The organism is Streptomyces sp. bgisy130 (genome assembly GCF_057708345.1).
Map to the genome: position 1 here is coordinate 16,730 of NZ_JBYISA010000004.1, position 25,813 is coordinate 42,542.

27 protein-coding genes and 1 pseudogene are annotated in these 25,813 nt (G+C 71.2%); 12 read left to right on the forward strand and 16 right to left on the reverse strand.

Annotation, left to right across the window (positions count from 1 at the left end; all coding sequences use genetic code 11):
• The 3 genes from rpmF to AC3EUV_RS07465 form a co-directional block, all read right to left on the reverse strand.
• Positions 1–171 carry a 50S ribosomal protein L32 gene (gene rpmF, locus AC3EUV_RS07455; protein ID WP_432140421.1) on the reverse strand — a complete coding sequence of 57 codons (171 nt, stop codon included), beginning with the start codon at positions 169–171 and terminating at the stop codon, positions 1–3.
• A 237-nt stretch (positions 172–408) separates the two neighbouring features.
• Complete coding sequence (locus tag AC3EUV_RS07460; protein ID WP_435602467.1) at positions 409–1,464, reverse strand: NAD(P)-dependent alcohol dehydrogenase; 1,056 nt, start codon at positions 1,462–1,464, stop codon at positions 409–411.
• Between the two features lie 148 nt (positions 1,465–1,612).
• Positions 1,613–1,960: a hypothetical protein gene (locus tag AC3EUV_RS07465; protein WP_432140419.1), complete on the reverse strand. Its 348-nt coding sequence runs from the start codon at positions 1,958–1,960 to the stop codon at positions 1,613–1,615.
• Positions 1,961–2,264: 304 nt separating this feature from the next.
• On the opposite strand from AC3EUV_RS07465, the gene AC3EUV_RS07470 reads away from it, so the two are divergent.
• A complete protein-coding gene (locus tag AC3EUV_RS07470; protein WP_435602468.1) occupies positions 2,265–2,696 on the forward strand; it encodes a nuclear transport factor 2 family protein in 432 nt (143 codons plus the stop codon).
• A gap of 123 nt (positions 2,697–2,819) precedes the next feature.
• On the opposite strand, the gene AC3EUV_RS07475 is transcribed toward AC3EUV_RS07470, so the two are convergent.
• Positions 2,820–3,017, reverse strand: coding sequence for a ferredoxin (locus tag AC3EUV_RS07475; protein ID WP_435602469.1), 198 nt, complete (start codon positions 3,015–3,017; stop codon positions 2,820–2,822).
• A 191-nt stretch (positions 3,018–3,208) separates the two neighbouring features.
• Positions 3,209–4,495 (reverse strand): cytochrome P450, encoded by a 1,287-nt coding sequence (locus AC3EUV_RS07480; protein ID WP_435602470.1) that lies wholly within the window; start codon positions 4,493–4,495, stop codon positions 3,209–3,211.
• A gap of 310 nt (positions 4,496–4,805) precedes the next feature.
• Between AC3EUV_RS07480 and AC3EUV_RS07485 the strand changes: the two genes are divergently transcribed.
• Entirely contained in the window at positions 4,806–5,303 is a 498-nt protein-coding gene (locus AC3EUV_RS07485) for a MarR family winged helix-turn-helix transcriptional regulator (RefSeq protein ID WP_388189629.1), read from the forward strand.
• A gap of 123 nt (positions 5,304–5,426) precedes the next feature.
• Here AC3EUV_RS07485 and AC3EUV_RS07490 read toward each other — a convergent pair whose 3' ends face one another.
• From AC3EUV_RS07490 to AC3EUV_RS07510, 5 genes are all read right to left on the reverse strand, one after another.
• A complete protein-coding gene (locus AC3EUV_RS07490) occupies positions 5,427–6,587 on the reverse strand; it encodes a flotillin family protein (RefSeq protein ID WP_432140415.1) in 1,161 nt (386 codons plus the stop codon).
• An 11-nt stretch (positions 6,588–6,598) separates the two neighbouring features.
• Positions 6,599–6,850 carry a hypothetical protein gene (locus AC3EUV_RS07495; RefSeq protein ID WP_387245961.1) on the reverse strand — a complete coding sequence of 84 codons (252 nt, stop codon included), beginning with the start codon at positions 6,848–6,850 and terminating at the stop codon, positions 6,599–6,601.
• A 221-nt stretch (positions 6,851–7,071) separates the two neighbouring features.
• Positions 7,072–7,734 carry a peroxiredoxin-like family protein gene (locus AC3EUV_RS07500; protein ID WP_432140414.1) on the reverse strand — a complete coding sequence of 221 codons (663 nt, stop codon included), beginning with the start codon at positions 7,732–7,734 and terminating at the stop codon, positions 7,072–7,074.
• Positions 7,731–8,348 (reverse strand): TetR/AcrR family transcriptional regulator, encoded by a 618-nt coding sequence (locus AC3EUV_RS07505; protein ID WP_432140413.1) that lies wholly within the window; start codon positions 8,346–8,348, stop codon positions 7,731–7,733. The genes AC3EUV_RS07500 and AC3EUV_RS07505 overlap by 4 nt, the downstream gene beginning before the upstream one ends.
• Before the next feature lie 354 nt (positions 8,349–8,702).
• The gene (locus tag AC3EUV_RS07510; protein ID WP_435602472.1) at positions 8,703–9,518 is read right to left on the reverse strand and encodes a methyltransferase domain-containing protein; all 816 of its coding nucleotides are present in this window, start codon (positions 9,516–9,518) and stop codon (positions 8,703–8,705) included.
• Positions 9,519–9,678: 160 nt separating this feature from the next.
• Here AC3EUV_RS07510 and pdxR point away from each other — a divergent pair, with 160 nt between their 5' ends.
• Positions 9,679–11,145, forward strand: coding sequence for a MocR-like pyridoxine biosynthesis transcription factor PdxR (gene pdxR / locus AC3EUV_RS07515; RefSeq protein WP_432140411.1), 1,467 nt, complete (start codon positions 9,679–9,681; stop codon positions 11,143–11,145).
• A gap of 250 nt (positions 11,146–11,395) precedes the next feature.
• On the opposite strand, the gene AC3EUV_RS07520 is transcribed toward pdxR, so the two are convergent.
• Together AC3EUV_RS07520 and AC3EUV_RS07525 are read right to left on the reverse strand one after the other, a co-directional pair.
• Complete coding sequence (locus tag AC3EUV_RS07520) at positions 11,396–12,925, reverse strand: IPT/TIG domain-containing protein (protein ID WP_435602473.1); 1,530 nt, start codon at positions 12,923–12,925, stop codon at positions 11,396–11,398.
• 231 nt (positions 12,926–13,156) lie between these two features.
• The gene (locus AC3EUV_RS07525) at positions 13,157–13,615 is read right to left on the reverse strand and encodes a nuclear transport factor 2 family protein (RefSeq protein WP_435602474.1); all 459 of its coding nucleotides are present in this window, start codon (positions 13,613–13,615) and stop codon (positions 13,157–13,159) included.
• Positions 13,616–13,710: 95 nt separating this feature from the next.
• Between AC3EUV_RS07525 and AC3EUV_RS07530 the strand changes: the two genes are divergently transcribed.
• Complete coding sequence (locus AC3EUV_RS07530) at positions 13,711–14,319, forward strand: TetR/AcrR family transcriptional regulator (protein ID WP_432140408.1); 609 nt, start codon at positions 13,711–13,713, stop codon at positions 14,317–14,319.
• 113 nt (positions 14,320–14,432) lie between these two features.
• Positions 14,433–14,837 (forward strand): hypothetical protein, encoded by a 405-nt coding sequence (locus AC3EUV_RS07535; protein ID WP_432140407.1) that lies wholly within the window; start codon positions 14,433–14,435, stop codon positions 14,835–14,837.
• A 76-nt stretch (positions 14,838–14,913) separates the two neighbouring features.
• On the opposite strand, the gene rocD is transcribed toward AC3EUV_RS07535, so the two are convergent.
• From rocD to AC3EUV_RS07550, 3 genes are all read right to left on the reverse strand, one after another.
• Positions 14,914–16,149 carry an ornithine--oxo-acid transaminase gene (gene rocD / locus AC3EUV_RS07540; RefSeq protein WP_432140406.1) on the reverse strand — a complete coding sequence of 412 codons (1,236 nt, stop codon included), beginning with the start codon at positions 16,147–16,149 and terminating at the stop codon, positions 14,914–14,916.
• Positions 16,146–16,970, reverse strand: coding sequence for a dimethylargininase (gene ddaH, locus AC3EUV_RS07545; RefSeq protein ID WP_435602475.1), 825 nt, complete (start codon positions 16,968–16,970; stop codon positions 16,146–16,148). The genes rocD and ddaH overlap by 4 nt, the downstream gene beginning before the upstream one ends.
• Before the next feature lie 255 nt (positions 16,971–17,225).
• Positions 17,226–17,720, reverse strand: a complete 495-nt coding sequence (locus AC3EUV_RS07550) for an Lrp/AsnC family transcriptional regulator (protein WP_435602476.1) — start codon at positions 17,718–17,720, stop codon at positions 17,226–17,228.
• 197 nt (positions 17,721–17,917) lie between these two features.
• Between AC3EUV_RS07550 and AC3EUV_RS07555 the strand changes: the two genes are divergently transcribed.
• From AC3EUV_RS07555 to AC3EUV_RS07570, 4 genes and pseudogenes are all read left to right on the forward strand, one after another.
• Positions 17,918–18,757, forward strand: a complete 840-nt coding sequence (locus AC3EUV_RS07555) for an alpha/beta fold hydrolase (protein ID WP_435602478.1) — start codon at positions 17,918–17,920, stop codon at positions 18,755–18,757.
• A 154-nt stretch (positions 18,758–18,911) separates the two neighbouring features.
• Positions 18,912–19,841 (forward strand): ATP-grasp domain-containing protein, encoded by a 930-nt coding sequence (locus tag AC3EUV_RS07560; RefSeq protein WP_435602480.1) that lies wholly within the window; start codon positions 18,912–18,914, stop codon positions 19,839–19,841.
• The gene (locus AC3EUV_RS07565; protein WP_435602481.1) at positions 19,838–20,689 is read left to right on the forward strand and encodes an ATP-grasp domain-containing protein; all 852 of its coding nucleotides are present in this window, start codon (positions 19,838–19,840) and stop codon (positions 20,687–20,689) included. Before AC3EUV_RS07560 ends, AC3EUV_RS07565 begins: the two co-directional genes overlap by 4 nt.
• A gap of 64 nt (positions 20,690–20,753) precedes the next feature.
• Positions 20,754–22,102, forward strand: a pseudogene (locus tag AC3EUV_RS07570) (terpene synthase family protein); the annotation flags it as partial.
• A 172-nt stretch (positions 22,103–22,274) separates the two neighbouring features.
• On the opposite strand, the gene AC3EUV_RS07575 reads toward AC3EUV_RS07570, so the two are convergent.
• Positions 22,275–22,478 (reverse strand): hypothetical protein, encoded by a 204-nt coding sequence (locus tag AC3EUV_RS07575; RefSeq protein WP_432140400.1) that lies wholly within the window; start codon positions 22,476–22,478, stop codon positions 22,275–22,277.
• Between AC3EUV_RS07575 and AC3EUV_RS07580 the strand changes: the two genes are divergently transcribed.
• The 3 genes from AC3EUV_RS07580 (at position 22,465) to AC3EUV_RS07590 (ending at position 25,672) form a co-directional block, all read left to right on the forward strand.
• On the forward strand, positions 22,465–23,142 hold the full coding sequence (locus AC3EUV_RS07580; RefSeq protein ID WP_435602482.1) for a Scr1 family TA system antitoxin-like transcriptional regulator: 678 nt from the start codon (positions 22,465–22,467) through the stop codon (positions 23,140–23,142). The two genes, AC3EUV_RS07575 and AC3EUV_RS07580, sit on opposite strands and share 14 nt — an antisense overlap.
• Complete coding sequence (locus tag AC3EUV_RS07585; protein ID WP_432140398.1) at positions 23,139–23,342, forward strand: DUF397 domain-containing protein; 204 nt, start codon at positions 23,139–23,141, stop codon at positions 23,340–23,342. The genes AC3EUV_RS07580 and AC3EUV_RS07585 overlap by 4 nt, the downstream gene beginning before the upstream one ends.
• A 158-nt stretch (positions 23,343–23,500) precedes the next feature.
• Positions 23,501–25,672 (forward strand): nuclease-related domain-containing DEAD/DEAH box helicase, encoded by a 2,172-nt coding sequence (locus tag AC3EUV_RS07590; protein ID WP_435602483.1) that lies wholly within the window; start codon positions 23,501–23,503, stop codon positions 25,670–25,672.
• Positions 25,673–25,813 lie beyond the last annotated feature (141 nt).

The window sequence follows — 25,813 nt, forward strand, 5'->3', positions numbered from 1 at the left end:
TCAGCCCTTCGGGTCGATCAGGCCGAGCCGGTAGGCCTTCGCCAGGCGGCGCGGCACCTGGTACACGGAGCCGTCGACGGTGACCGGCACCAACTGCGGTGTGCTGGCCTTCCACTGGGCCCGGCGGTGGCGGGTGTTGCTGCGGGAGAGCTTGCGCTTGGGCACGGCCATGGGGTGAGCCTCCTACGGGACGGGCGGGTACCGGCAGGGGGCGCCGGCGGACGTCGTCGGGAGGCTATATGGAAATGGGTGCCATTTTCAATTAGGGTTACCGGAGTGTGCGGGACGGCACGCCACCGACGGCCCCGCACGTGACCGCCCGGGGTGGCCTGCGGCAGGCCGCCCCGGGCGGATCGGCGCCTGGGTGGGACGGTCCCCGACGGGATTACGGGACGGTCCCCGACGGGATCAGATTGTGGCGGTGTCGATCACGAAGCGGTAGCGCACATCGCTCGCCATGACCCGCTCGTACGCCTCGTTGATCCGGTCCGCGGCGATCACCTCGATGTCCGCGGCCAGCCCGTGCTCCCCGCAGAAGTCGAGCATCTCCTGGGTCTCCGGGATGCCACCGATCATCGAGCCGGCGATCGACTTGCGCTGCGGTATCAGCGCGAACGGCGCGACCGGCAGCGGGCTCTCCGGCGCGCCGACCTGCACCAGCGTGCCCCCGGTGCGCAGCAGCCCGAGGTAGGCGTTCAGATCCAGGTTCGCCGATACGGTGTTGACGATCAGGTCGAAGGTGCCGGCCAGCGCCTCGAAGGTCGCCGGGTCGGACGTCGCGTAGTAGTGGTCCGCGCCCAGCCGCAGCCCGTCGTCCTTCTTGCGCAGCGACTGGCTCAGCACGGTGACCTCCGCGCCCATCGCATGCGCGATCTTCACGCCCATGTGGCCGAGACCGCCCAGGCCGACGATCGCGACCTTCTTGCCGGGGCCGGCCTGCCAGTGGGCGAGCGGAGAGTAGAGGGTGATGCCGGCGCACAGCAGCGGGGCCGCGGCGTCCAGCGGGATGCCCTCGGGGATCCGCAGGGCGTAGTTCTCGTCGACGACGATATGGGTCGAGTAGCCGCCGTAGGTGGTCGCGCCGTCCCGGTCCGTGGCGTTGTACGTGCCGACGTTGCCGAGCTCGCCGGTGCAGTACTGCTGAAGCCCGGCACGGCAGTTCGGGCACTCCCGGCAGGAGTCGACGAAGCAGCCGACGCCGACCCGGTCGCCCGCCCGGTAGCGGGTGACCTCGGGGCCGACCTCGGTGACCACACCGGCGATCTCATGGCCGGGGACGATCGGGAACGCCCCGCCGTCGCCCCACTCGGCGCGCACGGTGTGGATGTCGGAGTGGCAGATACCGGCGTACTTGATGTCGATCAGAATGTCGTGGGCACCCAGCTCGCGGCGCGGAATCGTGGTCCGCTCCAGCGGTGCTTTCGGGGCGGGTGCGGCGTACGCGAAGACAGAGGTGTGCGTCATGCCATCGAGAATGCGTCGCTCCGCTTGCCCGGACCAGTGCCCCCTTCAACATATGCAGGGCGTGCCTAGTACTGACGGAACCACCCTCCGGGGGCGGCCGGGGGCGGCCGCCGGTCGTGGCCGAAGCGCTCCGGCGGCCGGCGTCGGATCAGGCGAAGACCACCGAACGGACCTTCAGCCGCTCCGAGCCATGACCGCCGTTCGGCCGGAGGGTGAAGTAGTCGCCGGTGCAGTCGACGCCCGTGAACAGCGTGGCGACGGACGCGGTGTAGTTCTTCGGGGTGTGCGCGGGCAGTGCGGCCGGGTCGGCCACCTCGGGCAGCGTGATGCACACCCGGCTCACCGGGTCGGGCAGCAGCCCCACATGCGGAGTGCCGGTCTGGTCGGTGTAGACGTAGGTGAAGGGGCCGGTGGCCGCGCCCGCCGGGGAGGCGGGCAGGGACAGGGTGAGCGCGAGCGCGCTGACGGCGAGGGCGGCGGTGTGACGAAGTCGCATACAGACATTCCTTCCGTTCCGGTTCTGTGCGGAATGTGTGCTTCCCGGCCTTCCGCCCGGTGATGTGCGTCGTCACACGAAGGAGTTGCGGCGAAACGATCCGTCGGTGGTTGTTCGGGGCGGGGTGGGGCGGGGCGGGGCGGGAGCCTGAGAGTCATGCCCGGGCACGGGCCACCCTTCCCATACTCAAGAATATGACTAATCATAGTCGCGACTATGAGGGCGGGGTCGGTTCCACCGCCGCGGCCGGGGTATGGGCCGAGGCCGCTCGACCACTGCCCGGCCGAGGCGAGGAGGAAGAGTCATGGGGACGACCACGGACCGCTTCAAGGCGGCGGTGGAGGCAAAGGAACTCGACGCGGTGGAGGAGCTGTTCACCGAGGACGTCCGCCTCTACAGCCCGGTGAAGTTCACGCCCTTCGAGGGGCGGCCGATGGTGCTCGGGCTGTTCGGGGTGCTGCTGCGCACCTTCGAGGACTTCCGCTACGTCGGCGAGCTGACGGGCAGCGCACAGACGGCGGCGGGCCCGGACGGCGGCTCTGCCGACTCCACCGTCCTGATCTTCCGGGCCACCGTGAACGGCAAGGAGATCCATGGCATGGACCTGATCCAGTTCGACGGGGCGGGCCGGATCAAGGAGTTCACGGTGATGGTGCGCCCGCAGTCCGCGGTGCATGCGCTGGGCGAGGCGGTGCTGGCCGGGCTGGTCGAGGCCGGGCTGGCGCCCCAGGCGTAGGACGGTTCGGCCGGGTGACCTCTTTCGGCCGGGTGACCTCTGCCGGACGGGTGGCCCCTTTCGGACGGGTGGCCGCCGATCCGAAAGAGGCCGATGCCGGGGCGGGCCCGGGGAGTGGGGCCGCTACGCCTGTTCCACCGTGATCGCCGCAGCCGGGCAGATGGCCGCCGCCTCGTGGACCGCGTCGTGCAGTGCGGCCGGCGGTTCGGCGTCGAGCAGCAGCACGATGCCGTCCTCCTCGCGCTGGTCGAACACCTCCGGCGCGGCCAGCACACAGCTTCCGGCACCGCAGCACTTGTCCTGGTCAATGTGTACGCGCATGGCTCTCTCCAAGTGGGGCCGCCCGGCCCGTGACGGCCGTGGACGGACGGGCTGGAAGCGGGATGGGGGCTGGAAATGGGATGGGGGCTGGAACGGCATGAGGGCTGGAGCGGGTTGACGGGAAGGCCCGGAATGGCGGGAAGGGCCGGGAAGACGGGAAGGGCGGGGGCGGCGCTGCCGGGCGCGGGTGCTCACCACGCGACGGGCAGCGCGTGCACCCCGTAAATCCCCATGTCATGACGGAACGGGATGTCCTCGAAGGGAAGGTCGAGCCGCAGACCGGGCAGCCGGCGCAGCAGGGTTTCGAGGGCGATCTGGAGTTCCACCCGGGCGAGCGGCTGGCCCAGGCACTGATGGACGCCGAAGCCGAAGGCGACATGACGGCGGGCATCGCGGCCGACGTCGAGTGCGGCGCCTCCGGGGAAGATCTCCTCGTCGCGGTTGGCGGTGTTGAGCACACACAGCACGCCCTCGCCCGCGCGGATGGTGCGGCCGCCGATGATGACGTCCTCGTCGGCGATCCGCGGGAGACCGTTGTGGACGATCGTCAGATAGCGCAGCAGCTCCTCGACGGCCCCCTTGATGAGCGACGGATCCGCGCGCAGCCGCGCCAGCTGGCCGGGGTTGCGCAGCAGGGTGAGGGTGGACAGTGCGGTCATGTTGGCGGTGGTCTCGTGGCCCGCGACCAGTAACAGCCGTCCCATGGCGGCGATGGCCGCATTGTCGAGTTCGCCGCGGGCGACCAGCCGGCTGATGATGCCGTCATCGGGCGCACGCCGTTTGGAATCGGCGAGTCGGATGAGGAAGTCCTGCAACTCCTCCTGCGCGCCGCGCACCTGCTCGGCCGTCGACCGCAGGTTGAGCAGCACGCTGCTGTGCTTCTGGAAGAACTCGTGATCGTCGTAGGGGACGCCGAGCAGCAGACAGATCACCAGGGACGGCAGCGGCAGCGCGAACTCCGCGACCAGGTCGGCGGCATGCCGCCCCTCGGTCATCCGGTCCAGCAGCCCGTCGGCGAGGCGCTGCACCTCGGGGCGCATCGCCTCCATCTTCTTCACCATGAAGTCGGCGGTGAGCATCCGGCGCAGCCGGGCGTGCTCGGGGTCGTCCTGGCGGATGAACGACGGGTTGCCGGTGGCGAATTCACGTCCGCCGGCGGTGAGGAACGGGAATCCCGGGCGGGTCGCATCGGCACTGAACCGCGGATCGCTGAGCACCTCCCGTACGTCCTGATGCCGGGTCACCAGCCAACAGGAGGTGCCGTCCCAGAGGGTGGCCCGGGTGACGGGCTCCTCCCGGTGGGCCCGTGCGATCTCGGGCGCCGGGTCGAAGGGGCAGCCGGTGGCCCGTGCGGCGGGGACGGCGATGGGGGAGCGATCGGTGTCCGCTCGGGTGGCCGGTCCGGCGTCCGGTCCAGTGCCTGGTCCGGTGCCTCGTCCGGCGTCCTGCTCCCTCTCGATGCGTTCTGTAGTCGTCATTCGGCTGGTCCTTCCACGATCGGGACACGGCAGTGCCGTGGCGAACGGTGCGGGTGGCGCCACTCCTTGACGGGACATACGAACTCGGCGGCCGGCTCGGCGGCCGCGGTGACCGGCGGCGATCACTGTCGGCGACAGCTAGTTACCTAACTTAAGCAACTAAGTTGTTCCACGCTAACCCACTCTCGGAGGGGGCGGGAAGGGGAGAACGTGGCGCGCACGAGGTTGGCTCAAACCCAGCGGACGCCCAAACGAAACGGGCAGGTCACGGGGCGGATCGCCGCGCCGTGCGGGCCGCTAAAGTGCCTGCATGCCGGACCCCGGAAGAGACCAGGACCCCACCGTCGCACTGCAAAGAGTGCTGGCCACGCTGTCCTACCTGCTCACCCGCTCCCGGGCGCACGAACGCCAGGCGGCCGAGGCGGGCGTCACCGCGGCACGCTCCGATCTGTGGCTGCTGATGGCCCTGGAGGACAGCGGAGGCATCAGCAGGGTCGGTGATCTGGCCGCCCTGCTGATGGTCGAGCCGCCGCATGTCACCCGCCAGATCAGCCAGTTGGAGTCCCAGGACCTGGTAGAACGGACCCCGGACTCCCTCGACCGCCGCGCCCGCAAGGTGGCCATCACCCCCCATGGCAAGGCCGTCCTCAACCGTCTGCAACAAACCAGCCAAGCCGGCCTCCACGAGGCCCTCGCCGGATTCGACGACACCGACATCGCCACCACCGTCGCCGTGCTCAACCACCTGGTGGCCTACGCCCGCCGGAAACACACGGACGAGGAACGACAGCGGGGGCGGGGGATGTGAGGTGAGGGGGCAGGGGGTGTGAGGGGCCTCTGCCGGCCTCCGACTCCGCCCGTCCGTCTCTTGCTCCTGACTCGGTTTCCGACCCCGCCCCCTTTTTCTTCCCCCTCTTTCTTCCCCTCGCTGCTACTCGATCTCGACCCGGCCGCTGTGGCCGTTGGGCGCTCCGGAGCCGCCGTTCTTGTCGGCGTCGGAGTCCTGCCCGTCGGGGGTGCCGAGGTTGCGGCGGACCGAGTCGAGGATTGTCAGGCCCTGGCCGACCAGGCCGGCGGCGATCTCGCCGAGGCCGTCGGTGCCGTTGAGGACATTGACGTTGGCGTTGGCCAGGCCCGCGGAGGCTTCCTTGACGATCTGCGGGAGCTGGTCGATGAGCATCCGGTCGAGGGCCACCCGGTCGTGCGAGGCGGCGGCCTCGGCCTGGATCTTCATCCGCTCGGCCTCGGCCAGCGCCAGCAGGCGGATGCGCTCGGCCTCCGCCTCGGCGGGCTTGACCACCTCGGCCACCAGCTCCTGCTGCCGCAACCGGGCGGCGCGCTCGGCGAGTTCGGTCTGCGCGGCGAGGACTTCCTGCTGGGCGTGGGCCTGGGCGAGCGGGCCGGCCTGGGCGGCGTGGGCCTGGGCGCGGTCCACCTCGGCGTTGTACTCGGCCTGGACCACGGCGGTCTGCCGGGAGTACTCGGCCTGATTACGCGCGGCCTCCTGCTGCGCCTCGACCGAAGCCTGGGTGGCCTGGGCCTGGGCGATCTGTGCCTGCCGCTGGATGGCGGCCTTGTGCGGGGCGGACATCGCCTCGATGTAGCCGGTCTCGCCGTCGTCGATCGACTGGATCTGCAACGAGTCGACGATCAGCCCGATCTTCGCCATCTCGGTCTTGGACGTCTCCAGGACCTCGGTGGCCAGCTTCTGCCGCTCGGTGACGATCTCCTCGACCGTCATCGAACCGATGATGGAGCGCAGATGACCGGCGAAGATCCGGCCGGTCAGTACCGACATCTGGTCCTGGTCGGACAGGAAGCGCTGACCGGCATTGACCACGCTCTCGGTGTCGTTGCCGACCTTGAACGCGATCACGGCGCGGACCGTCAGAGCGATGCCCTGCCGGGTCACACAGGTCTCGGCGACCTCCGCCTCACACATCGCCAGGGTCAGAAAGCGGACCTTGCGAAAGACCGGCAGCACGAACTTGCCGTGCCCGGTGACCACTCGGAATGGTGCGCCCCCTTGTCCACGCCTGCCGCCCGAAATCAGCATGGCTTGATCGGGGGCAGGAACGCGGTAACCGAACATCCTTTGTCTCCTCAGCCTGCGTCGCCGGCACCGCCGGTCAACGCGTCCAACGGATCGGCCCACTCCATGACGTCGACCTGGCGACTGCCACGGGACTCGATGACGAGCACGGTCGCCCCTACCGGAAGGGGCTCGGCGGACCAGGCGAGAAAGGTCTCGGAGCCGCCCCTGATCCGCACCAGAACCTCACCGGGACCGGCAGCCCCACGAGTGCCGATCAGAAGCACTCCCGTACAGCCGATCACGGCATCGTCCTGCGCCATCGGCGGCTGCCCTCCCCCGTAAACGTTCCTGGAAATCCGACCTTAGCGCTCCGGTGCGCGGCGTCCTATGGGGGGAGGGCGGCGAGTTGGGTTATCGGTTCGGGCCCGTCAATTTCTCGCAAAGAAGGGAACCGAATGCCGAATGCGGTGCGGAATTCTCGCCCGACCGAGCTGCCATCGATTCGATTCGGTTCGGATCGGTACGGGTCGGTGCGGAGGATTCAGTGCGCCGTGGGCAGGGTGTCGAGGGCGGACAGGATGTCGGACGGCTCGGCGCGGGCGGTGTAGTCGGTGTCGAGGAAGGACCAGCGGATGGTGCCGTCCCGGTCTATGACGTAGGTGGCGGGAACGGGCAGGGTGCGTGGATGTCCGCCGTTGACCCGCTGGAGGTCGAAGCCGAAGGACTCGTAGACGACGGCCAGGTCATCGGGCAGGTCGAAGCTGATGCCGAACTGCTTGGCGGTGTCCGAGCCGAGGTCGCTGAGGACGTCGAAGGCGAGCGAGTGCTTTTCGGTGAGGGTCAGGGACTCGTCGGGGATCTGCGGCGAGATGGCCACCAACTGGGCGCCGCGGGCGGTGATGTCGGCGTGGTGCTGCTGGAGGACACGCAGGGCGAAGTTGCAGAAGGGGCACCAGGCGCCCCGGTAGAAGGTGAGCACGACCGGGCCCGCCGACAGCAGACCGTCCAGCGTGACGGTGCGACCGGTCGAGGTGGGGAGGCTGAAGCCCGGGGCGGTGTCTCCGGTCCGCAGGGCGCGCTCGGCCAGTCCGGAGGCGGCGAGCTCACGGCCGGCCCGGTCCATCACCGCGCGCTCGGCGTCAGGGATCTCGATGTGGGGGTAGTGCTCGCGCAGAAAGGCGGTGAGTCCGTCGGCGTAGTTCATTGCGGGGGTTGCTCCTGAGGTGAGAGAGAGGCGCGCAGGGGCGCGAGGGCAGCGGCCACCGTGTCGGTCAGCGACTGGGCGTCGGCACCGGCACGGGAGCGCAGATTGACGCCGTACGCCAGGGTCGCCAGCACCGCGGCGGAGGCGTCGAGATCGCAGTACGGCTGGAGTTGCCCCAGGTCAGCGGCGTTGGCCAGGGCCGCGCGCATGGCTGACTGGAGCATGTGGTGGTGGTCTTCGAGCAGCGTGCGGATGCCGGTGTCGGTGCACTCCGGGCCGGCGTAGGCGTTGGTGACCATGCAGCCCCAGCCGGCGACCGGGCCGGAACAGCGCACCTCGATCAGCCCGGCGAAGAACTCCTCTATAGAGGTCAGCCCCGCGGCGGCCTGCGACAGCTGGGCGAAGGCCGGTGTCGAGTACTGCGCTATATAGCGGTCCAGCGCCGCGGCATAGAGACCGTCCTTGTTGCCGAAGGTGGCATAGAGGCTGGAGCGGCTCAGTCCGGTCGCGCTCACCAGGGCCTGGATGCCGGTCGTCGGCAGGCCGTGGCGCCAGAAGACCTGGATCGCTTCGTCGAGCACGAGCTCGGGGTTGAAGTGCTTGATGTCGGGCATGGCTGTGCTGCTCGTTTCGCCGTCACCGGAGGATGGAAGGCAGGGTCGGTCGGTCCCGCTCACGTATCTTGGAACGGTTATTCCAAGATACGCCGACTGTCCTTTCCTGCCAAGGAGTTGGGGAAATCGGCTGAGGAAACTTCCCCGCCCCCTCCCCCGAAGGGGGAGAGGGGGAGGGGGCAGGGGAAGCGCTGCCCGGCCGTCGGGTGTGGTCGGCGTCGGCCTTGGTGGGTGCTGGTCTCGGCGGGCTCCGGCCCTGGTGGGCCCAGCTCCTGCCCGTCGGCGGCCCCAGCAGGCGCCGCCCCGGCGCCCCCGCCACGTCCCACCCCCCTGCGCCCCGGCGCCACCCCACCCTTACGGGTTGACCCCCACCCCCTTGAAGAAGGTGTAGTGGAAGGTTCCGCCCTCGTTTGCGGTCAGTCGTAGGTCGGCGATGCCTCGGTCCCAGTCGGCGGCGGTGGTCAGGCCGGTGCTCACCGCTTTGTGGCGGACCGCCTCCACCATGGCGATGAAGGTCTTCCGGGTGAGGCCGTCCACCAGCGCGGGGCGGGTGGCGTCGGCGTAGGCCGTCCGCGGCCGGACCACCACCTGGTCGAATCCGGCGCCGCTGAGCAGTGGCTGCAACGCCCGTCCGAGCAGCGCGTTTCCGCCGGCCGCGGCCTGTAGCCGTACCTGGTGGCCGATCACTTCATGGGCGTGGACGCTGTCCGGGTGGAGGACCACCGAGCCGTGGTCACCTTCGATCACGGTCAGGGTGCCGCCGGGGCGCAGGACGCGTCGCAGCGCGGCCAGTGCCTGGTCCGGGTCAGGCAGGTGCTCCAGCACGAAGCAGGCGAAGACATGGTCGAACTCGGCCGGGCCGAAGGGGAGATGGAGGAGGTCGGCGGTCCGCCACTCCACGTCGGCGCCGGGCTCCTGCGCCGTCACATGGGCGCGGGCCTGCGCCAGGGACTCCGCGGACCGGTCGATCGCGACGATCCGTGCCCCCGGACTGTTCCTGGCCAGATGCACGGTCTGCGCGCCCACCCCGCAGCCGACCTCCAGTACCCGGCTGCCGGCGGCGTACGCCGTACCCGCGTGCAGCAACGCGGCCAGTGTGTCCGCCTGGTCGCCGAGACGGCGTGCTTCCTGCGGTGAATAGCCGTGCACATAGGCCGTGTTCGTCTTCATGCCTTCACCGTGCCGCGACAATGGCCCGGTGCACAGGTCCAAAGAGCACCCTGCCAACCGGTCCATAACCGCCTCGCCGGCCCCGGCCCCGGCCCCCCGTCCGTCCCCCGCATCCCCGGCTCCGCCATCCCCCTCGCCGCCGGCCTCGCCGTCCCGTCGCGTGCCCGCCGCCTCCGGTTCGTCCGACTTCCTTCAGCTGAATCTCGACGACGCGCCCGTGGGTGGCCGGTCGGACTGGCTGGCACGGGAGTTGCGGCGGGCCGTCGCGGACGGCCGGCTGCCGGTCGGGAGCAGACTGCCCGCGACCCGGACGCTCGCCGCCGAGCTGCGGGTATCGCGGGGTGTGGTCACCGAGGCGTATCAGCGGCTGATCGAGGACGGGCAGCTCGCCGGGCGGGGGAGGGGCGGCACGGTCGTCGTCGCCGCGCCCGTGGCGGCCGACGCGAGGTCCACGGAAGGGACGCCCCGCGCGCACCGGCCGCCCGCTCCGTTCGCCGCGCCGCCGGGCCCGGAGATCTTCGACGAGCTGCGCACCGCACCCGCACGGATCGACCTCGCACCCGGCGTGCCGGATCTGGCCGCCTTCCCCCGCGCGGCCTGGCTGCGCGCCGAACGCGCGGTGCTGGCGGACCTCCCGTCCGCCGACTTCGGATACGGCGACCCCCGTGGCACCGCCGCGCTGCGCCGGGCGGTCGTCGACTGGCTGGCCCGCAACCGCGGGATCAGGGCGGACCCGGACGAGGTGCTGATCGTCGCCGGTACCGCGCAGGCGCTCGGTCTGATCGCCGAGGTGCTGCACCGGGACGGCGTTCCGGAGATCGCGGTGGAGGACCCCGGGGCGCTGGGCGCACGGCAGCATCTCCAGTACTGGCGGATGGCGACGCCGCCGGTCCCGGTGGACGGCGACGGGATACGCGTCGACGCACTGCGGGCGAGCGGCGCACGGGCCGTGCTGCTGACTCCGGCGCACCAGTTCCCGACCGGGGTGGTGCTCGGTGGCGCACGCCGCCGGGAGCTGATGCGCTGGGCGGCCGACGGCGGCCTGATCATCGAGGACGACTACGACGCCGAGCACCGCTACGACCGAGCGCCGGTCCCCGCCCTGCGCTCGCTCCTCCCCGAGCAGGTCTGTTACGCCGGCAGCGTCTCCAAGCTGCTGGCCCCCGCCCTACGGGTGGGTTGGCTGCTGCCGCCGCCCAAGTATCGGCAGGCGCTGATCGACGCCAGGCGGTTTGCCGATCTCGGCAACGCCACGCTGCCCCAGCTGGTCCTGGCCCGGCTGATGGAGTCCGGCGAACTGGAGCGCCGTCTGCGGTTGTTGCGCCGCCGCCATCGCCGCCGACGGGACGCCATGATCGCGGCGATCCGCGCACATCTGCCGGGCGCGACCGTGCACGGCGCCGCGGCGGGTCTGCATCTGACGCTCACCTTCGGACCGGACGACTACCGGGGCTCCGATACGGAGCTGGCCGCGGCCGCGCTCGCCCACGGCGTCAAGGTCCACCCCCTCTCCTGGCACTGCCAGCGCCCGTCCCCGCCGGGCCTGGTGCTCGGCTACGCCGCCCGCACCCGGGACGAGATCACGCGGGGGCTGGCCGTCGTGGGCGAGGTAGTGAGAAGCGGGTAACGGGGCCACGCGCCTGAACGTCCCGGTGGCGCGACGATTCCGTGTGCCCCTGCCCGCGGAGCACACGGAAAACCGGGGTGTGGCCCTGCCGACCCCGGGGCCCTGCCGTCCCGGAACGGCCCTCCCGACCCGGCCACCCTCCCGACCCGGCAGCCCGCCTGACCGGCAGCAGCGCCCGGACCGGCGCGGACACATACGGGGGGCGCTCCCGTACGTGCCGCTGTGCGATCAGGCCGGTGACCGGCCGGGATCAGGGCTCGACGACCGGTGCCGTGTCGCTGGACGGGGACAGGATGGCCGTCGGGGTGACCGCGCCGGCGAAGCTGACCTCATAGCCGTGGTTGATGAGGATGAGCGTCAGGGTGAGCGTCTCGTTCACCCGGGCGACGCCCTGGGCGTCGGTGTTGGCGATGCCCAGGACGTTGCTGCCGGCCTTGAACAGGATCGGCTGGTTGGGCACCGGAAGGCCGGTGACCTGGTCGATCAGCGTGGCCGTCAGGAACGGGAAGTACACGTGCGGCGGGAACAGCTTCGTCAGCGCCGGGGTCGCGGTCAGCGAGGTGGCGTGGACGGGGAGGAAGTAGGTGAAGCCGCCGACCAGAGTGAAGCTGCCACCAGGGGTGGTGACGGTGACGTCCGCGGGGCCGGGCGCCCCGGGCGGAGTGGTCGCGGTCAGCTGCGTACCGGTGGAGTTGACGGTCACGCCGGTGGCGGGATTGCCGCCGATGTCGACGGAGGCCCCGGTCAGGTTGGTGCCGGTGATCGTCACCACCGTGCCGCCCGTGACGGGCCCCGAGTTGGGGGTGATGCTGGTGATCGTCGGGTCGAACTGGATGACGCTGACACTGGCCCCGGCGATGTTGGTGACGTAGACCTTGTTGTTGGGCGCGACCACCAGAGCGATCGGCTGGCTGCCGACGGGGATCGGGGCGCCGATGGTGGTGTTGGTGGTGGTATCGATCACCGACACGTTGTTCGATCCGCGGTTGGCCGTGTAGGCGTTGCCGTCGGGGCCGACCGTGACGCCCCAGGGGTTGGTGCCGACGGGGATGGTGGTGGCGATGGTGTCCGTGGTGGTGTTGACCACCGACACGTTGTTCGACCCGATGTTGGCGACGTAGGCATCCCCGCTGGGGCCGATCGCCACGAAGTTCGGCTGGTTGAAACCGGGGATCGTGGTGACGACGGTGGCGGTGGCGGTGTCGATCACCGTCACGCTGTTCCCGTTCCGGTTGGCGACGTAGGCCTTGCCGTTGGGGGCGACCGCGATCCCGACCGGGCCGCTGCCGGTGGGGATCGCGGCGCCGATGACGGTGTTGGTGGCGGTGGCGATCTCCTGAACGCTGTTCGCCCCGAAGCGGCTGACGTAGACGTTGCCGCTGGGGATGACAGCCGCCGCGGCGGGGCCGCCGCTGAGGGCGATCGTGGTGAGGACGGTGCTGGTGGCGGTGTTGATCACCGTCACGTTGTTGGAGATGTTGTTGGGGACGTAGGCGTTGCCGTTGGGGGCGACGGTCAGCCAGGCCGGCGTGGTGCCGGTCGGGATCGCGGCGCCGATGACGGTGTCCGTGGCGGTGTCGATGGTCTGCACATTGTTCGACCCGGAGTTGGCGACGTAGAGGTCGCCGTTGGGGATGAACGCCAGCCCGACCGGGTTGGTCCCGACCGGGATCGTCGTGACGGCCAGGAACGTCGTGGGCACGGCCGTTGCCCGCACCGGGACGGGCGAGGCGGCCGGCTCCAGCAGAGTCTGCGCCGGCGTCAAGAGATTCGTGCTCATGTGGACCCCTTCTGTGGGGGGCCGTCCAGAGATCCCGCTCCGGGCACCACACCCACAGAAATCCCGCGTCGCAAAACGCGGAGGGCCGCGCATCCCCGAGGAGGGATGGGCAGCCCATTGGTCGGTCGATTTCTTGCTTCCCGCCCCGAGGGGCGGTGAAACCTCCGCCTTGCCTACGTTTCGTGGCTTCTCCAAGCCTTTACCCGGGGGGAGTTGTCCGGCACCGGGCGGTCAGCGGAACGGAAGCGGGTGGTCCCATTCCGCTTCTGGGCGGGAGCCGAAGATCCGCCGGTCCGCCTCCGTGATCGCGACGTCGTGGATACCGGCCTCCCGGCGCCGCATCAGCCCGTCCGCGTCGAACTCCCACAGTTCGTTGCCGTAGCTGCGCCAGCACTGCCCGGCCGCGTCATGGCACTCGTACTGGAAGCGCACCGCGATCCGGTTGCCGCTGTACGACCAGAGCTCCTTGCGCAGGGCGTAGTCCAGCTCCCGGGCCCACTTGCGGCGCAGGAAGGCGGTGATCTCGTCGCGGCCGGTGAGGAAGGTGTCGCGGTTCCGCCAGACCGAGTCCTCGGTGTAGGCGAGGGCGACCCGCTCCGGGTCGCGGGTGTTCCAGGCATCCTCGGCCGCCTGCACCTTCTGCCGTGCGCCCGGCTCGTCGAACGGGGGGAAGGGTGCGCGTGGCGCCATGCGGGACTCCCTTTCTCAAGCGTGGAGAACGATCGTTCTCCCTTGGTCGGCTAGTGTAGAGAACGACCGTTCTCCTGGAAAGCCCCGGAAGTGCCATGGACCTCGACGAAGCCCGTACGCGGATACTCGACGCCGCGGAGAAGCTGTTCTACGACCGCGGCATCCAGTCCGTGGGGATGGATGAACTCCGCGCCGCCGCGGGGGTGTCGCTCAAGCGCCTCTACCAGTGCTTCCCCGCCAAGCACGACCTCGTCGAGGCGTATCTGCGCCGACGCGACACCCGCTGGCGCACCGCGCTCGCCGAGTACGTCGACGCGCACGCCGAAGGCCCCGCGGACCGGCCGCCGGCGGTCTTCGACTGGCTGGGCGAGTGGTTCGCGGAGGAGAGCTTCCGCGGCTGCGCCTTCCTCAACGCGTACGGGGAGCTGGGGGCGACCTCCGACCGGGTCGGCCGGGTCGCGCGGGAGCACAAGGAGGCGCTGCTGGGGTATGTGACCGGTCTGGTGCGGGCGGTGCCGGTGGCCGAACCGGAGGCGACGGCCCGGCAGTTGGTGCTGCTGATCGACGGGGCGATCGCCGGCGCCGCGCTCATGGGTGAGCCCGCCGCCGCCCGGCAGGCCCGTGCCGCCGCTGCCGCGCTCATGGAGGCGGCGGGGAGTGCGGCGGGGGCGAGTGGGCGCCCAACAGAACCCGATGGCACATGAGTTCGAGTGCCGACTAAGATCAACTTCGTGCACGCGGTGCCCGCCACGCCCCATCCGTGGCGGGATTTTTCGCGTCTTCCGCCCGTATTCCGAGGAGAGGAATCCCCCCACACATGACCCGTCCCAAGCTGCTCCGCGCACTGACCGTCGCCGGCACGATCGCGCTGAGCGCCGTCGCCACCACCCCGGCCGCGCACGCCGCCGCGTCCTCCTGCACCCACGACTGGTCGGGGCCGCAGATCTGCATCAAGACCGATGGCCCGGACGGGACGCCCCAGCCTGGTACCGTCACCGCGACCTGGACCAACCCGCCCAAGAGCCGGCAGTCCGCGACCGTCTACCTCACCACTACGGACGGCGGGAACAGCTACTCCTTCAAGGCGAAGCGGTCCGGCGGCCAGATCGTCGGCCACACCGCCCCGGGGTTGCAGCCGAGCGGCAGCACGCTCTGTGTCCGTTTCAAGGGCAGCTCGCACAAGGCCTGCCTGGAGATGATCAACCGCAACGGCTCCTTCTAAGGCGCCGCGCGGACATGACGCGGCCGCAGCTCACCCGAGCTGCGGCCGCGGTCGGCTGTTCGGCGGGGTAGCCGGGTCAGCCCAGCGCCCGCTCCAGGCTGCCCAGGGCCGACGCCAGTTCCTCGGCGGTGATGGTCAGCGGCGGGGCCAGCCGGATCGTCGAGCCATGGGTGTCCTTGACCAGGACGCCTTCCTTCAGCAGACGTTCGCTGATCTCCCGGCCGGTGCCCAGCGCGGGGTCGATGTCGACACCGGCCCACAGGCCACGGGCGCGGAAGCCGGTCACGCCCTTTCCGACCAGCGCGGCCAGACCGCTGCGCAGTACGGCGCCGAGTTCGGCGGCGCGGCGCTGGAACTCCCCGGTGGCGAGCAGCTCGGTCACGGCCGAACCCACCGCCGCGGCCAGCGGGTTGCCGCCGAAGGTCGAGCCGTGCTGGCCGGGGCCGAGCACGCCGAGCACCTCGCGGCGGGCGACGACCGCGGAGACCGGGACGATCCCGCCGCCGAGCGCCTTGCCGAGCAGCAGCATGTCCGGCACCACGGACTCGTGCTCGACCGCGAGGGTGGTGCCGGTGCGGCCCAGCCCGGACTGGATCTCGTCGGCGATGAACAGGCAGCCGTTGCGCCGGGTCAGCTCGCGTACGCCGGTGAGGTAGCCGTCGTCCGGGATCAGGACGCCCGCCTCGCCCTGGATGGGCTCGATCAGCACGGCGGCCGTCGTCTCGTCCAGGGCCGCCTCCAGCGCGGCGAGGTCGTTGTAGGGGACGGTGCGGAAGCCGGGGGCGAACGGGCCGAAGCCGACCCGGGCGGTGTCGTCGTCGGAGAAGCCGACGATGGTGGTCGTCCGGCCGTGGAAGTTGCCGCCCGCCACCACGATCGTCGCCCGGTCCGCAGGGACGCCCTTGACGTCGTACGCCCACTTGCGGGCGACCTTGATGCCGCTCTCCACCGCCTCGGCACCGGTGTTCATCGGCAGGACCATGTCCAGGCCGGTCAGCTCGGCGAGGCCCTCGGCGAAACCGGCGAGCCGGTCGTTGTGGAACGCGCGGGAGGTGAGGGTGAGTTGATCCAGCTGGCGGTGTGCGGCCTCGATCAGGGCCGGGTGGCGATGGCCGAAGTTGAGGGCCGAATACCCGGCCAGCATGTCGAGGTAGCGGCGCCCCTCGACGTCCTCGACCCAGACCCCTTCGGCGCGCGCGACCACCACGGGCAGCGGGTGGTAGTTGTGCGCGAGCACCGGGCTCTCGGCCTGGATGAGCTCCGCGGACGAACGGGGAGCGCCGATCGGGGCGGTACGGGTGGGAGCGGTCATGAGCGGATCTCCTGGGTGCAGCACTTGATGCCGCCGCCGGCCTTGTGGAACTCCGACAGGTCGACGGGGACGGGGACATAGCCGTGCGCGATGAGCTGAGCGATCAGGCCGGCCGCCTGCGGGGCGATGAAGACATGGCGGCCGTCGGAGACGGAGTTGAGGCCGAAGGTCATGGCGTCCTCCCGGGTGGCGAGCACCGCGTCGGGGAACAGCCGCCGCAGCACCTCACGGCTGCCGGACGAGAACGCCTCGGGGTAGTAGGCGATATGCGCCTCGCCCGTCTCCGGGGACTCGCCGAGGACGAAGAGCGCGGTGTCCAGGTGGTAGAAGTACGGGTCCACCAACTGGAGGCCGATCGTCGGCAGGCCGAAGAACTCCTGCACCTCGCGATGGGCCGCCGGGGTGGTGCGAAAGCCGGTGCCCGCCAGGATGAAGCGGCCGGCCGGGATGAGATCGCCCTCGCCCTCGCACGGCGACTCCGGCCGGTAGACGTCGTAGCCGGCCGCCTTGAACCAGGTCTCGTACTCCATGGACTCCGGCCGCCGCTGCGGCGCGTGGAAGTGCGAGCCGAAGACCCGGCCGCCCACGACCAGCGCGGAGTTCGCCGCGAACACCATGTCCGGCAGGCCGGGCACCGGGGGCACCGTCTCCACGGTGTGCCCATGGGCGCGGTAGGTGCCCATCAGGGTCTCCCACTGGCGCCCCGCGAGCGCGGTGTCCACGGGCACGTCGGCCCGCATCCATGGGTTGATCGCGTAATGCACGGCGAAGTGTCTGGGCTCGCAGACCAGATAGCGCCGGGGGCGCGACACACGACTCATCGGCACGGGACGATCCCTTCGCTTCCTCGGACAGTGCGGGGCGACCGGGGGTCACAGAACGTCACCCCGAATGCTTCCAAGGTAAGGAGCGAGGGATTCGGGCCACAAGAAACAAATGCTGCCAAGCGGCGCAGTAATGCTGCGTGTATTTGGCCTCTCACGCAGCTTTGCTGCGCGATCCCGTCCCGGATTCCGCTTGTGCGGGCGGTGGGCCGGGCCCGCGGCGGCTGTGACGGGCCGCGCGCACCGGGCGCCTCAGCGGACGGTCCCCTCGGAGGTCTGCCGGGCGCCCGCCTCCGGGCTGTCCGGCAGCAGATGGGACAGCACCATGTAACTGATCGTCTTGCGGATGAACGGCTCGGTCCGGATGCGTTCGAGCACCTCCTCGAAGTGCTCCACATCGGTCGCCCGGACGTGCAGCAGCGCATCCGCGCCCCCGGTGACCGTCATCGCCGCCGCGATCTCCGGGTGGTTGCGCACCACCTCCGCGAGCCGGCGGGGCGGCGCCGCGCTGTCGCAGTACACCTCGACATACGCCTCGGTGAGCCAGCCCAGCGCGGCCGGGCGGACGGTGGCGGTGAACCCCGTGATCACGTTGTTCTCCCGCATCCGGTCCACCCGCCGCTTCACCGCGGTGGACGACAGCCCGATCGCCGCCCCGATCTCCGCGAAGCTCGCCCGGCCGTTGTCGATCAGCGCCGCAACGATCTTGCGGTCGAGTTCGTCGAAGGGCACGGCCTTGTGGGTCACTGGGCCTCCCGATTGCTCCCGGTCCATGCCGGTCCTGCTCCATTGCGTCGCCTCACGGTAGCGACCCCGGGAGCGGAGGCGGAGGGGGCCGCTCCGGTGTGGGGGGCGGGGCGGCCGGGTGGAGGTCTCGGCGTCCGGCGTGCGGAGGCGCGGGAAACCGGTTGCTCCGTGCGGACGCCGCTGCCAAGGTCGCCGGCATGCCCACCTTCTCCGCGCACGACGGAACCACGCTCGCCTACCACGTGTCCGGAGACGGACCCCCGGTGATCTGCCTGCCGGGGGGACCGATGCAGGATTCCGCCTACCTCGGCGACCTCGGCGGCCTCGCCGCGCACCACCGGCTGATCCGGCTGGATCTGCGCGGCACCGGCCGCTCCGCGATACCGGCGGACGCGGCCTCCTACCGCTGCGACCGGCTCGTCGACGATGTGGAGGCGCTGCGCGAGCACCTCGGCCTGGAAAGCGCCGACCTGCTCGCGCACAGTGCCGGCGCGAATCTCGCGGCGCTGTACGCGGGCCGCCACCCGGACCGCGTCGGCAAGCTGGCACTGATCACGCCCAGCGTCCTGGCCGTCGGGCTGGTCATCAGCGGAGACCTCCGGCGCGAGACCGCGCGGCTGCGCCACGAGGAGCCGTGGTTCGCCCCCGCGTTCGCGGCCCTGGAGGCGCTCGTCGCGGGCAGGCCGGCGGACGACTGCCGGGAGGTCATCGCGCCGTTCTTCTACGGGCGTTGGGACGCGGCGGCGCAGGCGCACCGGGCCGCGGAGGACGGTCAGCGGAACGCGGCGGCCGCGGCCGTCTTCGGTGCCGAAGGCGCCTTCGCACCGGAGGCCACCCGGGCGGCGCTCGCCGGATTCGGGCGGCCGGTGCTGCTGCTCGCCGGGGAGGTGGACCTGGGCGCCCCGCCGCCTGCGATGGCGGAGTTCACCGGCCTGTTTCCGCACGCCCGGCTCGTCGTTCAGCCCGGCGCCGGGCACTTCCCGTGGCTCGACGATCCCGAGCGGTTCCGGGAGGCCACCTCGGCGTTCCTGGCGTAGGCGCCGGGGGAGGCGCGGGCCGCCGGAGGCGCCCCTGGACGGGGCGGGGCCCGGTGCGTGGGTGCACCGTCCCCGGCGGGCTCCGCATGGGATCCTGGTGTGTCATGGATCTGCCGGACGGTCGGTGGACGTGCGGCGATGACGAGGGTGCCCGATGAGACTCTGCTTCCTGGTGGAGGAGCAGTACCGCCATGACGGCATGCCGCTGGAGGTGATCCACCAACTCCGCGCCTGGGGCCACCACGTGGACGTGGTCTGGCCCGGCCGCTCGCTGATCCGGATATCCGAGGCGGTCCGGGCCGGCAGCCACGATGCCTGGGTCCTCAAGACCGTCTCCGGCGGCCCGGGCCTGACGCTCCTGGAGGCGGCCGCTTCGGTCGGGCTGACCACGGTGAACGACGTCCGGGCCATCCGTGGCGTACGGGACAAGGCGCTGGCCGCGGTGATCGCCCGCGGCAGGGGGCTGCCGGTCCCCGTGACGTATGCGGCGGCCCGTCCCGAGGAGTTCGCGGAGATAGCCGAGGCGGAGTTCCCGCTCGTGGTGAAGCCCGCGGACGGCAGTTCCGGGCGCGCGGTGCGGCTGGTGGCGACGCCGGACCGGCTGCTGGAGCCGGGCCCCGACGGAGCGGCCGGCGGGCTGCTCATCGCCCAGCCCTATGTCCCCAACTCCGGTACGGATCTGAAGGTCTACAGCGTCGCCGGTGAGCTCTACGCGACCGAACGGTGCTCCCCGCTGCACCCCGCGCACGCCGTCCGCGAACGGCAGGTGCCGCTGACCCCCGAAGTCGCCCGGATCACCGCCGAGATAGGCACCGTCTTCGGCCTCGACCTCTACGGGGTCGACATCCTCCTCGGGCCGGACGGCCCGGTGGTCGTCGACATCAATGACTTCCCCAGCTTCCGTCAGGTGCCGGACGCGGTCGCCCGGGTGTCCGCCGCGGTCCTGGACCTGGCCCGCCGTGGGGGGCGGGAGGCGTTCGCCACCGGGCAGACGGGCGCGAAGCCCACCCCGCCGCCCACGTTCACCGCGCCGTCCGTTCCCCGTCCCACCCGGCCCGCGGCGTCGATCGGCGGCGGCCGGTGAGGATCTGTCTGCTCACCGCGGACCCCGGGCATCCGCTGCTGGCCGCGGTCACCGGGCTGCTGACGCCGGATCACCGGGTCGAAACCCTGGACCCGGGCGCCGGGGGGCCGGGCCCCGACTTTTCCTCGCTCGCCGAGGTCTATCTCCTCAAGGCACGGACGCCCCGGGCGCTGGCGCTCGCCGCGCTCCTGGAGGAGCACGGCGCACCGGTGCTCAACTCGGCCGCGGCGACCGCCCGCTGCCAGGACCGGGTGACGATGGCCGCGATGGCGCGCGCGGCGGGGCTGCCCTTCGCGGCCACCCGCTCCGTGGCCACCCTGGGGGAGCTGGCCGCGGCCGGCGCCCCGGACGGCCCGCTGGTGATCAAGAGCCGGTTCAGCCGCCGCCGGGACCTGGTGGCCCGCGCCGACAGCGCCGTACGGCTGCGGGAACTGGCCGCCGACTGGGCCGAGGAGCCGGTGGTGGTCCAGGACTTCACCCCGAACAGCGGCTGGGACCACAAGCTGTGGGTGGTCGACGGGCAGCTCTTCGCCGCGCTGCGCCGCTCGGAGCTTGCCCCGGACGGCCGCGGGCCGAACCTGCCGCTGCCGGTCGGCGAGCTGCCCGCGAGCTGGACCGCCGCCGCGCTCCGGGTGGGCGAGACCTTCGGCCTGGACGTCTACGGGGTGGATCTGCTCGACGCCGGGGGCGGTGCGCCCCTCATCGTGGACATCAACGCCTTTCCCGGCATCCGCGGCCAGGCCGGTGCGCCGGAGGCGCTGGCGGCGCTCGCCCTGCGGACCGCGGCGGCGCGCGGCCGGGGCGCCGGCGCGGACGAAAGAAAAGTGCCACAAGTCAGCGAGAAATGAACCCGGTTGGTGTGACTACGGACCCAAGGGGGGCGGAGGCGGAAGCTCCTCCTCCGTAAGGCACTGGCGGCGCCGGTTCGCCGAAAGCACCGAGCATCTGCTCAATGAGTCGCTGTGGGAACTGTCCAATATCCATATCCACCGGGTGCCCAACCCCGTTGAATACATCGAGATGCGCCGCAAGGTCGGGGGCGCGCCCTGGTCGGCCGGGCTGGTGGAGTACGCGACCGGCGCCGAGGTGCCCGCGTCCGTCGCCGCGTCCCGGCCGCTGCGGGTGCTGCGGGACACCTTTTCCGACGCGGTCCATCTGCGCAACGACCTCTTCTCCTATCAGCGCGAGACGGAGGAGGAAGGCGAGCTGAGCAATGGCGTCCTGGTGCTGGAGAATCCGGTCTCCTGCGCGCAGGTGCTGGCGTACGCCAAGGGGCTCCAGGACTGGCAGTCCGGCGGCCACGAATGGCATCTGCGCTCCAGCCGCTACATGAACGGCGGCGGTGCGGCGGCCGGCATCCACCCCGACGCCACCCCGGAGCAGCTGGACCTGGACGCCGCCTGGCTGGCCTGGGGCCTCTACGCCGACGACTACTACCCGGCGGTCTTCGGCCGCACCCGCGACCTCGCCTCGGCCAAGGTGTGCACCGAGCGGCTGTCGGCCCTCATGCCGCTCGACGCCGCCGCGCCCCCGCCCGAGCCGGTCAACGCCCTGGAACGCGGGCTGGCGGACCTGTGGCCCCGTACGACGGCCGGCCTGGCCCCCGAGGCGCGCCGGGCGTTCCGCGAGGCCGTCGACACCATGACCGCCGGCTGGCTCTGGGAGCTCGACAACCAGCTCCGGCACCGCGTCCCCGACCCGGTCGACCACCTCGAAATGCGCCGGGCGACCTTCGGCTCCGACCTCACCATGAGCCTGAGCCGGCGCGGCCACGGCCGGCGGCTCCCGCCGGAGATCCGCCGCACCGCACCCTGCGCGCACTGGAGAACGCCGCCGCCGACTACGCCGCCCTGATGAACGATGTCTTCTCGTACCGGAAGGAGATCGAATACGAGGGGGAGATCCACAACGGCATCCTGGTCGTCCAGACCTTCTTCGGCTGCGACCACCCGACCGCGCTGCACATCGTCCACGACCTCATGACCTCCCGTATGCGGGAGTTCCAGCACGTCGCAGCCCATGAACTCCCCGTCGTCTACGACGACTTCCAGCTCCCACCGGAGGCACGCGAGGCGGTGGACGGCTACGTCCGCGAGCTGGAGCACTGGATGGCCGGCCTCCTCCTCTGGCACCGGGACTGCCGGCGCTACCGGTCCTCCGAGCTGCGCCACCCGGTGGGCTCGCCGGGCTGCCTGGGCGCGCCGACGGGGCTGGGCACCTCGGCGGCCGGGCTCTTCCGGTCGGCCGTGAAGGCCGGGTAGCACCGGCATTCCGGGACGAGGCACGGCGGTAGGCCAGGACCGGGCGGGATGTAGATCACGCCGGATTCCACGTCCAGCGCTCCGCCGTGCTTCGTCCACCAGCCCTCGGGGCTTGCCTCGTACGGCGTGCCCGCCAAGGGGTCCGCTGTGGCCTTCTCCGAGTGCGGGGGCCTCACGGTTCCCCCTTCCGCTCGGCCTTGCTCCCGACCTTCCGCTCAGTTTTCTTCTCGACCGGCACGTCGTCGTGCTCCGGGTGCCGCCGCAGCAACACCCGGCAGTCAACGGCCTTCGACCGGTCACCGTCCCGCTCGGCCGCCGCCAGCTCGGCACGCAGGGTGTCGCACGCCGTATTGAGTTGCGCGATGGTGAACCGCAAAGAGCTGGATGCCGAAGGGTCGCCCGGTGCGCGCTTCGGTCAGCGTTTACGCATGCTGCGGGATGAGCGAGGCTGGACGCAGGACGAGTTGGCGGTTCGTATGGGGTGCTCGGGGACGCATATTTCCGCCGTAGAATCCGGTCGGCGCCGTCCAACTCCCCGTTTCGCGGCGAGTGCTGACAAGGCGTTCGGCACGGGTGCTCAGCTTGAGCGGCCGGGCCGGGCCGTATGGAACACCGCGATCCTTGAGGGGTTCCCTGAGTTTGTCGCTCATGAGGTACGTGCGACCGAGATCAGGCTCTTCGAGCTGGGCATCATTCCGGGGTTGCTCCAGACGCCGGAGTACGCCGCAGCCATCACCACGGGGGCTCTGCGACGCGGATCGATCACGGAACAGCAGGCAGAAGAACGTCTGACACTCCTCGCTCAGCGACAGGCATCTCTGGACCGGACTCCCGCGCCCCTGGTCTACGCGGTTCTTGACGAGAGCTGCATACGGCGCGTGGTGGGCGGCCCTCGCATCATGGCCGCTCCAGCTGGATCGGCTCTTGCGTTCGCCGACGTACAGCCCTTGTTGACGGCCTACCATCAGCTGCAAGCCGAAGCGCTGTCCCAAGCGGCATCCGTAGCCGTGTTCGAACAGGCACGAAAGGGCACCCCGTGACGACCGATTCCCTCCACTGGTCCAAGTCCTCGTACAGCAGCAACGGCGGACAGTGCATCGAGTGGGCTCCGGAGCATGCGGCGGCCACCGGTGAGTTCCTGGTCCGGGTCCGTGACAGCAAGGACCCGAATGGCCCGCAGCTCGCGCTGACCCGTCAGGGGTTCGCCGGGCTCGTGGAGTTCGCCAAGTCCCGCGGGTAACCCGCCTCCCCGCGGACCCTCCGCACCATGCGCCCGTGCCCCGCCCGTGCGCACTTCCGCGTCATGTGCCATCGACCTATGGTTCATGACCCATGTGGTTCATGGCCGAGGCGGTTCATGGCCCGTGCCTTCGGGGGCGAGCGGTGAGGGGGCGAAGGATGGCGGCAGGGAGTGGACCGGGCGGGTCGGCGGGTGCGTCGGCGGCCCGGCGGGCGCAGCAGGCGCGCCGGCAGGAGCGGCTGTTACGGGAGCAGTGGCAGGCCGCCAGAGCGCGGGCCGAGCGCTGGGAGGCGGCGAGCGAGGGGGAGCAGCGGGTCGCCGCCCAGCTGCTGATGCTGGCCGAGCGGGGCTGGCGGCTGCTCGTGGACCGGCGCTGGCCGGGCACCCGCGCGGCCAATGTGGACATGCTGCTGATCGGCCCCGGCGGAGTCTTCGTCATCGACGTCAAGAACTGGCGGGCCGCCCCGGAGACCTGCGCCGGCCGGCTGCGGGCCGGCGGGTTCTCCCGCGACGAGCACCGCCGCAAGCTGCTCGCGGTCACCAAGGCCGCCGAGAGCGCGGTGGCGTCCCTGGGGATGTCCCCGGTGGCGGTGCGCCCGCTGCTGGCCTTCGCGGGGCATCAGGTCGACGCGGAGCTGGGCCGGGTGCGGCTGCTGGGCGAGCGCGAGATCGGGCCGGCGCTGCTGTCGGAGCGCACCCGGCTGTCCGCCCAGTCCGTCCGCGCCCTCACCGAGCATCTGGAACGGGTCTTCCCCGAGTACGAGGCCCCGCCCGCCGCCCCCACCCCGGCCCCCGCCACTTCGGACACCATCACTCCAGGCACCATCACTCCAGGCACCACCACTTCGGACACCGCCTCCCGAATACCGGACGCCGCATCCGACGGCCTCTTCGACCTCGAAGGGCTGCGGGACGCCGCACTCGACGAGGCACGCCGGGCGCCCATCGAGCAGTGGATGACCTTCCTCGACCCGGACCAGCTCGCCCTCGTACGGCGCAACTGGGCCGGTCCGGCCAGGATCAGCGGCCCGGCCGGTACCGGCAAGACGGTCATCGCCCTGCACCGCGCCGCCTACCTCGCCCAGCGCACCAACGGCCGCATCCTGTACGTCACGTTCGCCAACAACCTGCCCCGCGTCCAGGCCACCTTCCTGAAGACCATGGCCCCGGCGGTGGCCGACCGGGTCGACTTCCGCAGCCTGCACTCCTGGGCCCAGGACTATCTGCGTGACCGCGGCGTGCCGGTCCATCTGCACAAGGAGAAGGCGGAGACGGCCTTCAGCTTCGCCTGGAAACACGTCGGCCGGAACAGCTGTCTGACCGAGATCGACCCGCTGCACCCGTATTGGCGGGAGGAGATCGACTACGTCATCAAGGGCCGCGGCATCACCTCCTTCGACGAGTACGCCGCGCTGCCGCGCCGTCGCCGCCGCGCCGGGCTGCGCCGCCCGCACCGGCAGGCCGTCTGGTCCCTGTACGAGGCGTACGAGGCGCAGCGCACCGAGCGCGCCGTCCACGACTTCAACGATGTGCTCTCCCTCGCGCTCGCCGAGGCGGCCGGCCGGATCGGGCACGGCGGCTACGCGGCCGTCGTCGTCGACGAGGTCCAGGACCTCACCCTCGTCGGGGTGCGCCTGCTGCACGCCCTGGTGGGCGACACCCCCAATGGCCTCCTCCTGGTGGGCGACGGCCAACAGGCCGTCTACCCGGGCGGGTTCCGCCTCTCGGACGCGGGCATCGACATCCGCGGCGATCGCGGCCAGGTGCTGCGCGCCAACTACCGCAACAGCAAGGAGATCGTGGACACCGCGCTCTCCGTCGTCGCCGAGGACGCCTTCGAGGACCTCGACGGGCTGCGCACCCCGGGCCGCCGGGACATCGACCTGACCTACCACGACGGCGAGGTGCAGCGCGCCGTACTGCCCACCCCGGCCGCACACGACGAGGCGCTGCTGACCGCGCTGCGCGGCCTGACCCCGCAGGAGCTGGCCGGTTCCGCCGTCCTGTGCCCCGCGAAGCGCGCCATCGAGCACTACCAGCGCCTCCTCACCCGGGCGGGCCTGCGGGTCTGCTCACTGGACCGCTACGACGGCCACCCGGTGGAGGCCGTCAAACTCGGCAGCTACCGCCGTGCCAAGGGCCTGGAATTCAAGCGCGTCTATCTGCCGCAGCACGACACCCCACCGCCCACGGGCACCCCGGACGGCCGCAACCCCGCCGAAACCGCCCACGAGCGCGCCGAACTGGCCCGTAGTCAGCTCTACGTCGCCATGACCCGCGCTCGCGACGTCCTCTGGCTGGGCAGCGTCCGGCCGGTGCGGGAGAACTGAGCGACGGGGCCGGGGCTGGGGTCGGCCCCGGTCCCGCCGACCTCGCTGACCTCGCCGACCCCACCGATGCCACCGACCCCACCGACCCCACCGATGCCACCCACCCCACCGATGCCGCCCGTAATGTCCTGCTGCACGGTG